The sequence below is a fragment of the Halorussus halobius genome (assembly GCF_004765805.1).
Taxonomy (GTDB): domain Archaea; phylum Halobacteriota; class Halobacteria; order Halobacteriales; family Haladaptataceae; genus Halorussus; species Halorussus halobius.
On the sequence record NZ_ML219773.1, the window covers coordinates 1,021,772 to 1,034,495 of the forward strand.

Below are 12,724 nucleotides of genomic sequence, written 5' to 3' on the forward strand. Positions count from 1 at the left end.
CCATGCCACTGACACCCGAGACGCTGACCCGACACGAACTCAACGGGCTTCCGGTCCGCGTCGTCGACGCGGCCAACCCGGCCCTCGTCGGTATCGAGGGCCGGGTGGTCGCCGAGACGCGGGGGACGTTGAGCGTCGCGTCGGCCGACCGGGTGCGACAGGTGCAAAAGCAGGGCTCGACGTTCGAGTTCGCGCTCACAGATGAACCCGCCGACCGGGCCAACCGGTCGGGGACCGCGTCCGAACGCGGGTCGGAAACTGCCGGCGTCCGCGCCGGTCAGTCCGGGCCGTGCGATGGCGTGGCCTACGTTACGGTGGATGGCGCGCGACTGCTCTCACGACCCGCACTGCGCACCGAGAAGGCAGGTGACTCCACATGGCAATAGGATTAAACGTAGACGAACCGGAGGAGGCCTGCTCCGACGAGAACTGTCCGTTCCACGGAACGCTGTCCGTGCGCGGTCAGACGCTCGAAGGAGAGGTCGCCTCCACAGACATGGAAAAGACCGTCATCGTCGAGCGAGAGTACGACGTTCCGGTGCCGAAGTACGACCGACACATGAAGCGTCGGTCGCGCGTTCCGGCCCACCACCCGTCGTGCATCGACCTCGAAGTCGGCGATACGGTCCGCATCGCAGAGACCCGACCGCTCTCGAAGACCAAGAGCCACGTCGTCGTCGAGCAGTTCGAGACGACGCGCAGCTTCGGAGCCGGCGGCACCGACCACACCGAATCCACCGACGAGGAGTCGGTCAGCGACCTCGGAGGTGACGACTGATGGAAGCGCTGAAGGCCGACGTGACCCAGGGCCTCGAGAAGGGCTCGCTGCTGACGTGCGCCGACAACACCGGCGCGCGCGAGGTCAAGGTCATCAGCGTTTCGGGCTATTCGGGCACCAAGAGCCGTCATCCGAAGGCGGGCATCGGCGACAAGGTGACCGTCTCGGTCACCAAGGGCACGCCCGAGATGCGACGACAGGTGCTCGACGCCGTCGTCGTGCGACAGCGCAAGCCCATCCGCCGGCCCGACGGCACCCGCGTCAAGTTCGAGGACAACGCCGCCGTCGTCATCGACGACGTCGAGGAGCCTCGCGGGACCGAGATCAAGGGTCCCATCGCGCGGGAGGTCGCCGAGCGGTTCGGAAGCATCGCGAGCACCGCTACGATGATAGTATGACCGAACAACCACGCAAACAGCGAACCCAGACCGAGCGCGCCCCGCTCCACGAGCGCCACGAGCAGGTCAAAGCCACGCTGGCCGACGACCTGCGCGAGGAGTTCGACGCCCGGAGCGTCCGGGTCAACGCCGGCGACACCGTCGAGGTGCTGCGCGGTGACTTCGCGGGCGAAGAGGGCGAGGTCGTCGACGTCGACCTGCGCGACGCCGTGGTCCACGTCGAGGACGTCACGCTGGAGAAAGCCGACGGCGAGGAGGTCCCGCGACCCCTCGACGCGAGCAACCTCCGCGTGACCGACCTCGACCTCGACGACGACCGGCGCGAGGCGCGCCTCCGAGGTGACGAACAATGACGAAACACCAGAAGCGACTCTCCGTTCCGAAGTCCTGGCCGGTCGAGCGCAAGACCGAAACCTTCACCGTGAAGGCCGAGTCCGGCCCGCACGGCGAGGACGGCGTCCCCCTGCTCGTCCTGCTGCGGGACGTGCTGGGCTACGTCGGCTCCCGGAAGGAAGCCCGCTACGCGCTCGAACAGGGCAGCGTGCTGGTCAACGGCGACGCCAACGTCGCCGAGGACCGGCCCATCGGGATGTTCGACATCCTGGCGTTCACCGACCGCGAGGAGTTCTACCGGGTGTTCCCCGGCGAGGGCGGTCGGCTGGCGCTGACCCCCATCGACGCCGACGCCGCCGACAGCAAACTCGGCAAGATAGAGGACAAGACCAAGGTCGCCGGCGGCCGGACTCAGCTCAACCTCCACGACGGACAGAACGTCCTCGTGGACGAGGACGGCGAGTACGGCTCGGGCGACTCCGTCGTGGTCGCCACCGACGGCGACGACATCGTCGCGCACTTCCCCTACGAGGAGGGGAGCCTCGTGACCGCAGTTCGCGGTGCCCACTCGGGCGAGATCGGCGAGATAGCCGAGATTCAGGTCACGCCCGGCAGCGGCTCGAACAACGTCGTGGTCGAGCGCGTCGACGGCGAGGACACGTTCGAGACCGTCGAGGAGTACGTCGTCGTCATCGACGAGAACTTCACGGGCGAGACGGACGCCGTCTCGGCCGACGCGAGCGACGACGACGCCGCGTCCGACGAGGACGCCGACGGAGGTGAGGCCGAATGAGCGAAGCCGAGGCCGAGTTCCACGAGATGCGCGAGCCGACCGTCGAGAAGGTCGTCGTCCACATGGGCGTCGGCGAGGGCGGCCGCGAGCTCGCGGACGCCGAGGACATCCTCGAGAGCGTGACCGGCCAGCAGTCGGTCCGGACGCAGGCGAAAGCGACCAAGCCGGAGTTCGGCATCCGGCAGGGCGACCCCATCGGTGCGAAGGTCACCCTTCGCGAGGAGGCCGCAGAGGAGTTCCTGGCGAAGGCGCTCCCGCTGGCCGACGTCGCGGCGAGCCAGTTCGACGAGAACGGCAACTTCAGCTTCGGCGTCGAGGAACACACCGAGTTCCCGAGCCAGGAGTACGACCCGAACGTCGGCATCTACGGGCTCGACGTGACGGTCAACCTCGTCCGGCCGGGCTACCGCGTCAGCAAGCGAGACAAGGTGACGCGCTCGATTCCGTCGAGCCACCAGCTGACGGCCGACGACGCCGTCGCGTACATCGAATCCAACTTCGACGTGGAGATCGAACGATGAGCGAAAGCGAGACAGATTCCGAGGCGACCGGGGAGCACGCCGCCAAGCGCACCGGCCAGATAGAGGAGTGCCAGCGCTGTGGCCGCAAGCAGGGACTCGTCGGCAAGTACGACATCTACCTGTGTCGGCAGTGCTTCCGCGAGATCGCCCGGAGCATGGGCTTCAACAAGTATCGATAACTATGGCAGGAAACGATCCGCTGGCCAACGCGCTCTCGGGACTCGACAACGCCGAGGGCGTCGGCCATCTGGACCACACGGTACAGCCCGCCTCGAACGAGATCGGCAGCGTACTCGAGGTCTTCTACGACCGCGGGTACATCGACGGCTTCGAGTTCGTCGACGACGGGAAGGCCGGTCAGTTCGAGGTCGAACTGAAGGGCGCGATAAACGAGTGCGGCGCGGTCAAGCCCCGGTACTCGACCGGGGCCGACGACTTTGAGCGCTGGGAGAAGCGATACCTCCCGGCCCGCGACTACGGGGCGCTCGTCGTCACGACCAGCCGCGGCGTCATGAGCCACTACGAGGCCCGCGAACGCGGCGTCGGTGGCCAGATAATCGCGTACGTCTACTAACGATGGCACGAACAGAACTCGAAATTCCGGACGACGTAACTGCGGAGATGGACCACCTCGACCTCAGCGTCGAGGGGCCCGAGGGGTCGGTCACCCGACGCCTCTGGTACCCGGACGTGTCGGTGACCGTCGAGGACGGTTCCGTGGTCGTCGAGAGCGACGAGGACGACGCCAAGACGTCGGCGACCGTGGGGACCTTCGAGAGTCACGTCCGCAACATGTTCCACGGCGTGACCGAGGGCTGGGAGTACACCATGGAGGTGTTCTACTCCCACTTCCCGATGCAGGTCCGCGCGGAGGACGAGGAAGTCGTCATCGAGAACTTCCTCGGCGAGCGAGCGCCGCGCCGCACGCCGATTCACGGCGACACGAGCGTCGAGGTCGACGACGAGACGCTGGTCCTGAGCGGCCCGAGCATCGAAGACGTCGGCCAGACGGCCGCCGACATCGAACAGCTCACTCGCGTCCAGGGCAAGGACACGCGCGTCTTCCAGGACGGCGTCTACATCACCGAGAAACCCCAGACGGGAGGTGTCTAACGCATGGCTGACGACGACAACGAATCCGAGCAGCCCGAGTCGCTGGACGACATCAGCGGCGTGGGCGAGAGCAAGGCCGACGCGCTCCGCGAGGCCGGCTACGAGTCGGTCGCGGACGTGCAGGCGGCCAGTCAGGACGACCTCGCCGAGGTCGAAGGCATCGGGAACGCCCTCGCGGCCCGCGTGAAGGCCGACGTCGGCGGTCTCGAAGTCGAAGAGGAGACCGAGGCCGAGATCGAAGAGGACGAGCCCGAAGAGTCCGAGGAAGCCGCCGAGGACGAAGCGGACGTCGAGACCGAACTCCAGCCCCGCGGGCTGGTCGACAAGACGCCCGACCTCACCGACCGCGAGGCGGAACTGCTGGCCCAGCGCAAGCGGGTCGGCAAGCCGCAGTTCAACCGGCAGGACTACCACAAGAAAAAGCGCACGCCCTCCTCGTGGCGGCGTCCGAAGGGGACGCTGTCCAAGCAGCGCCGCGGCATCAAGGGCAAGGGCGACAAAGTCGAGGCCGGCTACCGCACGCCGGAAGCCGTCCGTGGCAAACACCCCAGCGGCTTCGAGGAAGTCCGAGTCCACAACGTCGACGACCTGGAGGGCGTGGACGGCGACCGCGAGGCGGTCCGCATCGCCTCGAAAGTCGGCGCGCGCAAGCGCGAGCGCATCGAGGAACAGGCAGAGGACGACGACATCCGGGTGCTCAACCCGACCTACGTCGAAGTGGAGGTCGAAGAATGAGCGACCTGAGCGCACAGAAGCGACTCGCATCGGACGTACTCGACGTCGGCGAGAGCCGCGTCTGGTTCGACCCGGACGCCCAGGGCGACATCGCGGAGGCGATTACCCGCGAGGACATCCGCGAACTCGTCGACGAGGGCACGATTCGAGCGAAAGACGCAAAGGGCAACTCCCGCGGTCGCGCACGCGAGCGCGACGCCAAGCGCGACTACGGTCACCAGACCGGTGCCGGCACCCGCAAGGGCAAGTCCGGCGGCCGCCAGCAGCGCAAGGAACAGTGGGAAGGAACGATTCGAGCGCAGCGACGGAAGCTGAAGGAGCTCCGCGCCGAAGGCGAGATCACCAGGTCGCAGTACCGCGACCTGTACGACAAAGCCAAAGGCGGGGAGTTCCGCAGCGTCCAGTACCTGCTGAACTACATCGAGAGCAACTACTAACAATGGCAAGTGGACCACGATACACGGTGCCGATGCGGCGTCGGCGCGAGGTCCGGACCGACTACCATCAGAGGTTGCGCCTGCTGAAATCGGGCAAGCCCCGGCTGGTGGCTCGCAAGAGCAACCGGCACGTCAGGGCGCAGCTGGTCACGATGGGTCCGGACGGTGACGAGACGGCAGCGAGCGCATTCTCCGGCGACCTCGAGGAGTACGGCTGGGAGGCCCCGACGGGCAATCTCCCGAGCGCGTACCTCACGGGGCTGCTGGCCGGCAAGCGAGCGCTCGACGCGGGCGTCGACGAGGCGGTGCTCGACATCGGCCTCAACACGGCGACGCCCGGCAGCAAGGTGTTTGCAGTACAGGAGGGCGCGATCGACGCCGGCCTCGACGTCCCGCACAACGACGCGGTGTTGGCCGACTGGTCGCGCACGCGCGGCGAGCACATCGCCGAGTACGCCGACCAGCGCGACGAGCCGCTGTACAGCGGTGACTTCGACGCCACCGAACTACCCGAGCACTTCGACGAAGTGCGCGAGACAATCATGGAGGACTAACACATGAGCGCAAACGACGGTTGGCAACCCCAGACCCGTCTCGGCCGCAAAGTCGCCGAGGGCGAGATCGACACGATGGCCGAGGCCCTCAACTCCGGGCTCCCGCTCAAGGAGTCCGAACTGGTCGACCAGCTGCTGCCGGGACTGGAGGACGAGGTGCTGGACATCAACATGGTCCAGCGCATGACCGACTCCGGTCGCCGAGTCAAGTTCCGCTGCGTCGTCGCCATCGGCAACCGCGACGGCTACGTCGGCTACGCCGAGGGCCGCGACGACCAGGTCGGCGGTGCCATCCAGAAGGCCATAGACGTCGCGAAGCTGAACATCATCGAGGTCAACCGCGGCGCGGGGTCGTGGGAGGACCGCAGCGAACGGCCCCACTCGCTGGCCCGCCGGACGACCGGCAAGGCCGGCAGCGTCGAGGTCGAACTGATGCCCGCCCCGACCGGACTGGGGCTGGCGGCGACCGACACCGTCCGCAAGATTCTGGAACTGGGCGGCGTCGAGAACGCGTGGACCAAGAGCCACGGCAACACCCGCACCACGCTCAACCTCGCCAAGGCGACCTACAACGCTCTGGAGAACGCCGCCGAGTCCCGGGCACCCCGGGGCCGGACGGACTTCAGCGAGGAGGTGGCCGACTGATGAAGGCGGTCGTCCAGATCCGCGGCGAGGTCGACATGGACGGGGTCACGCAGGACACCCTGGAGATGCTGAACCTCCACCGGGTGAACCACGCGACGCTGGTACCCGACACCGACACCTACCGCGGGATGATAACGAAGGTCAACGACTACACCGCCTACGGCGAGCCGAGCCGGGACGTCCTGGAGACGCTCATCGAGCGTCGTGGCGAGCCCCTGGAGGGTTCGGCGACCATCGACGACGAGTGGGTCGCCGACCAGACCGACTACGACGACGTGAGCGACCTCGCGGCCGCGTTGCTGAACGAGGAGACCACGCTCCGCGACGAGGGTCTCTCGCCGGTGCTCCGGCTCCACCCGCCGCGTGGCGGCCACGACGGCATCAAGCACCCGACCAAGGAGGGCGGCCAGCTCGGCAAGCACGACACCGAGGGGATAGACTCCCTGCTGGAGGCGATGCGATGACGGACAAGAAACGACGACAGCGCGGTTCCCGCACCCACGGCGGCGGCAGCCACAAGAACCGGCGCGGTGCCGGCCACCGCGGCGGCCGCGGTCGCGCGGGCCGCGACAAACACGAGTTCCACAACTACGAACCGCTGGGCAAGCACGGCTTCGACCGGCCGGAGAAGGTCAAAGACGAGGTCCTGACCATCACGGTCCAGAAGCTCGACGAGGACGCCGCCCTGCTGGCGGCCGACGGCGTGGCCGAGGAGACCGAGTTCGGCTACCGCGTCGACGCCCGCGACGTCGTCGAGGACGGCTGGGAGGCCGACGCCGTGAAGGTGCTGGGCGACGGCCAGGTGCGGAATCAGCTGGACGTGACAGCCGACGCGTTCTCGGCGAGCGCGGTCGAACTCATCGAGGAGGAGGGCGGCGACGCCGTCCTCAGCGAGCGTGGCGAGGAAGCCGACGCGGACGACGACGAGTAGTCGCGAGTCCCGATTTGGACGCGAGCTCCTGTTTTCCCGGCTTTCGTCCGTCGACCCGGTAGGGACGCGCTCTCTCGACGCCGCCGGGGCCTCGAGCGTCGACCCGCGTTCGGTCGAGCGACGGGCGGATGTAACACTTTTAAGCCCGGGGCTCATTGACGACGTATGACCTACGATACCGTCGTCTTCGACAACGACGGTGTCCTCGTCGGTCGCACGCACTTCGAGGTCCTCCGGGACGCGACCCGGGAGACGTTCACGGAGTTCGACGTGACCGACCCGGACCCCGACCACGTCGAGGACATGACTATCGGAGCGACCCCCGACACCGTGGAGACCGTCTGTGGCGCGTACGGCCTCGAACCGGAGACGTTCTGGCGCACGCGCGACCGCAACCTCTCGCAGGCCCAGCAGGTCGAGGCCCGCGAGGGGCGCAAGACGCCGTACGACGACATTCACACGCTCGCGGACCTCGACGCCGCGATGGGAATCGTCAGCTCGAACCAGCACGAGACGGTCGACTTCCTCGTCGACCACTTCGACGTCGACCACCTGTTCGACACCTACTACGGCCGCGAGGCCACCGTCGAGAGCCTCGACCGTCGCAAGCCGAACTCCCACTACATCGACCGCGCGCTGGCCGACCTCGACGCCGACTCGGCGCTGTTCGTCGGCGACAACGAGTCGGACGTGCGGGCGGCGAACAACGCCGGCATCGACTCGGCGTTCATCCGGCGTCCCCACCGGCGCGACTGGGACCTGAACGTCTGGCCCACGTGGGAGATAGAGGGGCTCGACGACCTCCACGACATCTGCAGCGCCTGAGCGCGACCGCCGGCCGCCACGGCGCTTTCGCCCCGCCCCTCGCCGCGGGCACGGCGAGGGCCGGCTATCCGTCGCCGGCCGGTTTCGGGCCGTCCTCGACGACCAACCGGTCGTCTTCGACGACGCCGAGTCGCTCGCCCGCGGTTTCGAGCGACCCCTCGGCTCGGCGAAGCCGCCCGGGGACGCCGAGACCGAACTCCGGCATGTTGTTGTACACGGTCTCGTAGTCGTCGGGGTCGACAGCGTACGTCTCGTGGAAGATGCCGACGTCGCCAGCGTCGGCGTTCGAGTCGTCGTACGCGGCCCACGCCGGTACGTGTTCGCTCTCGGCGTCGCGAGCGTACTTCCGGAGGCTCTCGAACGAGTCCCAGTACTGGACGGTGACGACCGTTCGCAGGTTGGCCACGGTCTCGTAGTTCAGGAGACCGGACTCCGGGTCGGCGTCGAGTTCGCGGAGCATTCGCGGCATCGCCACCGCCACCGGGAGCCACCGGTGCACCTTCCAGAGTCGGTTGACCCGCATCCCGACGACGAACACGACGAACGACTCGTCCATGCTTGCAGTCACGCGCTCGGTGCGTATCTGTTCGGACACGGGCGTAGTTTTATCGGGTTCGCGGATATCCGTTTCACCAACATGTTGGGTTCAGGGTCGAAACCGGGCGTCGCGGGCACGGTGTCGGGGCGGAGCGGCACGGCGCGGGAGGGGAGTCGGTGATTCGAGCGCGGTTCCGGATGACGCTTCCGCCGGGAACGTGGATTTCCGAGGTGTCGCGGTCGTTCCCGGAGGCGACGTTCAGACTGCTCACCGGCGTCCCCCTCGGAGAACGGGCGATGGAACTGGGCGAGATAGTCGGCGGGGACGCCGCGTCGGCCGCCGCGGCGATTCGGTCCCACGCCGACGTCGTCAGTTACGACTCGCTCTACGCCGGCGACCGGCGCGTGCTCGCTCAGTACGAGTCGACCGAACGGCGACTCTACGCGTTTCTGGGCCGGTCCTCGCTCCCGCCGGAGTTCCCGGTCGTCGTCGAGGACGGGCGGTTCGAGTTCGACCTGACCGCGACCCGCGAGCAGTTCGAGGCGGTCGGGGCCGCGCTGGACGACAGCGAGTTCGAGTACGAACTCCTCTCGGTGGTCGAGGGCGGCGACGGGAGTGCGGTCCTGACCGACCGCCAGCGGGAGTGCCTCGAGGTGGCGCTCCGCGAGGGGTACTTCGAGGTCCCACGCGAGGCCACGCTGGCCGAGGTCTCGGAGGCGGTTGGTATCGACAAGTCGACGGCGAGCGGGATACTCCGTCGCGGACAGAGCCGGGTTCTCAAGCGGTACCTCCTCGGCCCCGACTAGCCGGGTCTCGCCGGCCGGTCTGGCCGTCCGGGGCGTCGCCGGGGGCACTCGGGACTCAGGCGAGCGGTTCCGGCGGTCGCGGCACGTCGTAGGTGTCCCGGAGCGTGTCGGCGAACCGGCCGCCCTTCCGGAGCGCTATCGTGACCACGACGAACTCGCGGCTCTCGGGTCGAAGCACGAACACCTCCCGGGGAGCCGGGCCGTCCCGGTCGTTGACCTTCTCGACCAGCGGCTCGACGGGGCGCGCGCCGTCGCGGAACTCCTCGAACGTGCTGGTCGCGCCGCCGTCGGCGAACACGTACAGCACGCCGTTGACCTCGTTGTCGGTGTTGCGGGTCACGCGGCTGTTCATCGCGTCGCCGACCGCGCGGGCGTCCGACCACGCCTCTCGGGCGACCTCGAAGACGGGGTCGACGTCGTCGGCGAACGCGTACAGCGTCGGGCGGCGGACCGACAGCGACTCGACGGTCGGCTCGGCCGACGACCAGTCGAGGGCGGCGTCCACCAGGTAGCCCGGTCGAACGTCGTCTACGGGGGCATCGTGGCCGTCGTCGGCGGTGACGACCGGTTCGTACGTTGCCCGGTCGAGCACGCGGAGCCGTCCCGGCTCGGGCACGCCCAGCACCCGGTAGTGGGACCCCTCGCCGGGCGACCTGGCGTGGTCGGATGGCCGCTCGCCGGCGGGTCGGTCGGCCGCCGCTGACGGGCCGTCGTCCGGGGACGGATTGTCGTCCATGGTCGCGGTAGGTGCCCGAGACCGGAAAAGCACTCGCATCGCCGCTGGCGGTCGCTCGGCCGGTTGATGTCGCTCGGTCGGTCGACCCTGTCGAGGGTTTCGTTCGGCTCCCGTCGGCCGGAACGTAGTTCGAAGCGAAGCACATACAAGCCCCCGTCTGATGTATTCCGATACATGAGTTGGAAAGAGACGGCGGAACCGGTACTCACCCGGATGCCCTCCGTGCGACGACCGGAGGGCCACGTCCCCTTCAAGCGAAAGCTGGGGTGGACGGCGGGAATTCTGGTTCTGTATTTCTTCCTCACGAACATCTACCTGTACGGCGTCCAGGTCGGCGGTGACGACGCGTTCGGTCAGTTCCGTTCCATCCTGGCCGGCGGGCAGGGGACCATCCTCCAGCTCGGCATCGGGCCGATAGTCACCGCGAGCATCGTCCTCCAGTTGCTCGGCGGTGCGGACCTGCTCGGACTCGACACCGACGACCCCCGCGACCAGATACTCTATCAGGGCCTCCAGAAGGTGCTGGTGCTCGTGATGGTGTGTCTGACCGGTCTGCCGATGGTGTTCGCCGGCGGGTTCCTGACCGTCGACCAGCAGGTCGTCGGGAGCCTTCCCCTCGGCCAGACCGGCGTCCAGTGGCTCATCTTCGGCCAGATCGCCGTCGGGGGCATCCTCATCCTGTTCATGGACGAGATCGTGAGCAAGTGGGGCGTCGGGAGCGGTATCGGGCTGTTCATCATCGCGGGCGTGAGCCAGCGGCTCATCGGCGGCCTGTTCGCGTGGCCCGGCCTCGACGGCCCGACCGGCCTCCTCCCGACGTGGTTCGGCATTCTCACCGGGAGCGTCGACATACAGTCGCCGCTCACCCCCGGCGGCCTGCAGGCGCTGGTGCTCGGCGAGGGGCAGTTGCTGGCGCTCGTCACCACGGTCCTCATCTTCGCCATCGTCGTGTACGCCGAGAGCGTCCGGGTCGAGATTCCGCTGAGCCACGCCCGGGTCAAGGGCGCCCGTGGTCGATTCCCCGTGAAGCTCATCTACGCCAGCGTCCTGCCGATGATCCTCGTGCGGGCGCTCCAGCAGAACCTCCAGTTCCTCGGCCAGATACTCTACAGCCAGCTCGGCAACGGGATGCCCGGCTGGCTCGGGTCCTACGGCACGAACGGCAATCCGACCGGCGGGCTGTTCTACTACACCGCACCCATCCAGTCGCCCGGCCAGTGGATGTGGTGGGCCGAGGCGACCGGCCAGGAGCCGTGGCAGATCATGATTCGCGTCGGAGTCGACCTCGCGTTCATGGTCATCGGCGGGGCCATCTTCGCCATCTTCTGGGTGGAGACGACCGACATGGGCCCGGAGGCGACCGCCAAGCAGATACAGAACTCCGGGATGCAGATTCCGGGCTTCCGGCAGAACACCGGCGTCATCGAGAAGGTGATGGAGCGGTACATCCCGCAGGTCACCGTCATCGGCGGCGCGCTGGTCGGCCTGCTCGCCGTGATGGCCAACATGCTCGGCACCGTCGGGAACGTCACCGGGACGGGGCTGCTGCTGACGGTTTCGATCACGTACAAGATTTACGAGGAGATCGCCGAGGAGCAGCTGATGGAGATGCACCCGATGATGCGGGACATGTTCGGATAACGGCGGGTCACCCGGGCTCCGCCGACGATTCTCGCGTCGACTACGTTTCGTTCACCGTCAGACAGTGCGTTCGGGGAGCGTCTCAACCGGCGAGCTAGTTACTGGTCATTCGTCCCGTACTCCTCGAACCACGATTCGACGGCTCCGCCGAGCGCGCCGGTCGTGCTCCCGAGGTTGAGCAGTTGGTACCCCGCCTCGGCCTTCTCGTTCACGTCGTCCATCCCGAAGCCGAGGCCACCGACCGGAACGCCGGCGTCGCGGCTCGCCGCCAGAATTTCCTCGACCGCGTCCTGCACGTCGGGATGGTCGGGCTCGCCGGGATGGCCCAGCGACACCGCGAGGTCGAGCGGGCCGAGGAACACGAAACCGAGTTCGGGCACGGCCAGAATCTCGTCGAGGTTCTCGATCGCGGTCTCGGTCTCGATAGTCACGCCGACCAGCGTCTCGTCGTCCTCGGTCGCCACGTAGTCGTCGGTCGTCCCCCACCGACTCGCTCGCGGATTGGCGAACCCACGGTCGCCGGCCTCGCCGTCGTACCGGAACCGGGAGGCCCGAACCGCGCGCTCGGCTTCCGAGGCCGTCTCGACCCGGGAGACGAAGACGTTCCGGACGCCCGCGTCGAGGGCCTTCCGGACGAGCGCCGGGTCGGGTTCGGGCAGGCGGACCAGCAACTCGGTGTCGGTGCCGTCGGTCGCCCGGAGCAGGTCGGCGAGCCGGTCGCCGTCCCACGGGCTGGGCCCGCCGTGTTCGAGGTCGGCCCACACGAACTCGAGCCCGAGTTCGGCGTACAACTCCACCAGGGTCGGGCTGTACGCGTCGTCGAGGACCCCCAGCGCGACCCCGTCGTCGTCGAGCGTGCGCCGCAGTTCGTTGGTGCGCGGTGACTGCGCCATGGCGGACCCACGCCGAGCAGTTCGATAAGTCTGTTTGCGGCTCGGCG

At 67.9% G+C, this 12,724-nt stretch carries 21 protein-coding genes; 18 read left to right on the forward strand and 3 right to left on the reverse strand.

The features are described 5' to 3' along the window. Positions 1 to 2: 2 nt before the first annotated feature. The 16 genes from EPL03_RS05205 (at position 3) to EPL03_RS05280 (ending at position 8,063) form a co-directional block, all read left to right on the forward strand. Entirely contained in the window at positions 3 to 386 is a 384-nt protein-coding gene (locus tag EPL03_RS05205) for a ribonuclease P protein component 1 (protein WP_135828256.1), read from the forward strand. Further along, positions 377 to 778: a 30S ribosomal protein S17 gene (locus EPL03_RS05210; protein ID WP_135828257.1), complete on the forward strand. Its 402-nt coding sequence runs from the start codon at positions 377 to 379 to the stop codon at positions 776 to 778. The genes EPL03_RS05205 and EPL03_RS05210 overlap by 10 nt, the downstream gene beginning before the upstream one ends. Beyond that, on the forward strand, positions 778 to 1,176 hold the full coding sequence (locus EPL03_RS05215; RefSeq protein ID WP_135828258.1) for a 50S ribosomal protein L14: 399 nt from the start codon (positions 778 to 780) through the stop codon (positions 1,174 to 1,176). Before EPL03_RS05210 ends, EPL03_RS05215 begins: the two co-directional genes overlap by 1 nt. After that, positions 1,173 to 1,529 carry a 50S ribosomal protein L24 gene (gene rplX / locus EPL03_RS05220; protein ID WP_135828259.1) on the forward strand — a complete coding sequence of 119 codons (357 nt, stop codon included), beginning with the start codon at positions 1,173 to 1,175 and terminating at the stop codon, positions 1,527 to 1,529. The genes EPL03_RS05215 and rplX overlap by 4 nt, the downstream gene beginning before the upstream one ends. Then, positions 1,526 to 2,302 carry a 30S ribosomal protein S4e gene (locus tag EPL03_RS05225; protein ID WP_135828260.1) on the forward strand — a complete coding sequence of 259 codons (777 nt, stop codon included), beginning with the start codon at positions 1,526 to 1,528 and terminating at the stop codon, positions 2,300 to 2,302. Before rplX ends, EPL03_RS05225 begins: the two co-directional genes overlap by 4 nt. Beyond that, entirely contained in the window at positions 2,299 to 2,823 is a 525-nt protein-coding gene (locus tag EPL03_RS05230; protein ID WP_135828261.1) for a 50S ribosomal protein L5, read from the forward strand. Before EPL03_RS05225 ends, EPL03_RS05230 begins: the two co-directional genes overlap by 4 nt. Further along, positions 2,820 to 3,002: a 30S ribosomal protein S14 gene (locus tag EPL03_RS05235; protein WP_135828262.1), complete on the forward strand. Its 183-nt coding sequence runs from the start codon at positions 2,820 to 2,822 to the stop codon at positions 3,000 to 3,002. The genes EPL03_RS05230 and EPL03_RS05235 overlap by 4 nt, the downstream gene beginning before the upstream one ends. A gap of 2 nt (positions 3,003 to 3,004) precedes the next feature. Beyond that, positions 3,005 to 3,397, forward strand: coding sequence for a 30S ribosomal protein S8 (locus EPL03_RS05240; protein WP_135828263.1), 393 nt, complete (start codon positions 3,005 to 3,007; stop codon positions 3,395 to 3,397). 2 nt (positions 3,398 to 3,399) lie between these two features. Further along, positions 3,400 to 3,936: a 50S ribosomal protein L6 gene (locus EPL03_RS05245; RefSeq protein WP_135828264.1), complete on the forward strand. Its 537-nt coding sequence runs from the start codon at positions 3,400 to 3,402 to the stop codon at positions 3,934 to 3,936. Between the two features lie 3 nt (positions 3,937 to 3,939). Then, positions 3,940 to 4,671 (forward strand): 50S ribosomal protein L32e, encoded by a 732-nt coding sequence (locus EPL03_RS05250; protein WP_135828265.1) that lies wholly within the window; start codon positions 3,940 to 3,942, stop codon positions 4,669 to 4,671. Then, positions 4,668 to 5,108, forward strand: a complete 441-nt coding sequence (locus EPL03_RS05255) for a 50S ribosomal protein L19e (RefSeq protein ID WP_135828266.1) — start codon at positions 4,668 to 4,670, stop codon at positions 5,106 to 5,108. The genes EPL03_RS05250 and EPL03_RS05255 overlap by 4 nt, the downstream gene beginning before the upstream one ends. A 2-nt stretch (positions 5,109 to 5,110) precedes the next feature. Beyond that, positions 5,111 to 5,662 carry a 50S ribosomal protein L18 gene (locus EPL03_RS05260; RefSeq protein ID WP_135828267.1) on the forward strand — a complete coding sequence of 184 codons (552 nt, stop codon included), beginning with the start codon at positions 5,111 to 5,113 and terminating at the stop codon, positions 5,660 to 5,662. A 3-nt stretch (positions 5,663 to 5,665) separates the two neighbouring features. Continuing rightward, the gene (locus tag EPL03_RS05265; RefSeq protein WP_135828268.1) at positions 5,666 to 6,307 is read left to right on the forward strand and encodes a 30S ribosomal protein S5; all 642 of its coding nucleotides are present in this window, start codon (positions 5,666 to 5,668) and stop codon (positions 6,305 to 6,307) included. Further along, complete coding sequence (gene rpmD, locus EPL03_RS05270) at positions 6,307 to 6,771, forward strand: 50S ribosomal protein L30 (RefSeq protein ID WP_135828269.1); 465 nt, start codon at positions 6,307 to 6,309, stop codon at positions 6,769 to 6,771. Before EPL03_RS05265 ends, rpmD begins: the two co-directional genes overlap by 1 nt. Next, complete coding sequence (locus EPL03_RS05275) at positions 6,768 to 7,238, forward strand: uL15m family ribosomal protein (protein WP_135828270.1); 471 nt, start codon at positions 6,768 to 6,770, stop codon at positions 7,236 to 7,238. Before rpmD ends, EPL03_RS05275 begins: the two co-directional genes overlap by 4 nt. A 165-nt stretch (positions 7,239 to 7,403) precedes the next feature. Further along, positions 7,404 to 8,063: an HAD family hydrolase gene (locus EPL03_RS05280; RefSeq protein WP_135828271.1), complete on the forward strand. Its 660-nt coding sequence runs from the start codon at positions 7,404 to 7,406 to the stop codon at positions 8,061 to 8,063. Positions 8,064 to 8,127: 64 nt separating this feature from the next. Here EPL03_RS05280 and EPL03_RS05285 read toward each other — a convergent pair whose 3' ends face one another. Beyond that, positions 8,128 to 8,658: a DUF4188 domain-containing protein gene (locus tag EPL03_RS05285; protein ID WP_210424901.1), complete on the reverse strand. Its 531-nt coding sequence runs from the start codon at positions 8,656 to 8,658 to the stop codon at positions 8,128 to 8,130. A gap of 119 nt (positions 8,659 to 8,777) precedes the next feature. Here EPL03_RS05285 and EPL03_RS05290 point away from each other — a divergent pair, with 119 nt between their 5' ends. Further along, positions 8,778 to 9,407: a helix-turn-helix domain-containing protein gene (locus tag EPL03_RS05290; RefSeq protein WP_135828272.1), complete on the forward strand. Its 630-nt coding sequence runs from the start codon at positions 8,778 to 8,780 to the stop codon at positions 9,405 to 9,407. Between the two features lie 55 nt (positions 9,408 to 9,462). On the opposite strand, the gene EPL03_RS05295 is transcribed toward EPL03_RS05290, so the two are convergent. Continuing rightward, the gene (locus EPL03_RS05295) at positions 9,463 to 10,143 is read right to left on the reverse strand and encodes a DUF6663 family protein (protein WP_244605198.1); all 681 of its coding nucleotides are present in this window, start codon (positions 10,141 to 10,143) and stop codon (positions 9,463 to 9,465) included. 174 nt (positions 10,144 to 10,317) lie between these two features. Between EPL03_RS05295 and secY the strand changes: the two genes are divergently transcribed. After that, on the forward strand, positions 10,318 to 11,784 hold the full coding sequence (gene secY, locus EPL03_RS05300) for a preprotein translocase subunit SecY (protein ID WP_135828273.1): 1,467 nt from the start codon (positions 10,318 to 10,320) through the stop codon (positions 11,782 to 11,784). Between the two features lie 98 nt (positions 11,785 to 11,882). Here secY and EPL03_RS05305 read toward each other — a convergent pair whose 3' ends face one another. Continuing rightward, positions 11,883 to 12,677, reverse strand: a complete 795-nt coding sequence (locus tag EPL03_RS05305) for an HpcH/HpaI aldolase family protein (protein ID WP_135828274.1) — start codon at positions 12,675 to 12,677, stop codon at positions 11,883 to 11,885. Between the last annotated feature and the right edge of the window lie 47 nt (positions 12,678 to 12,724).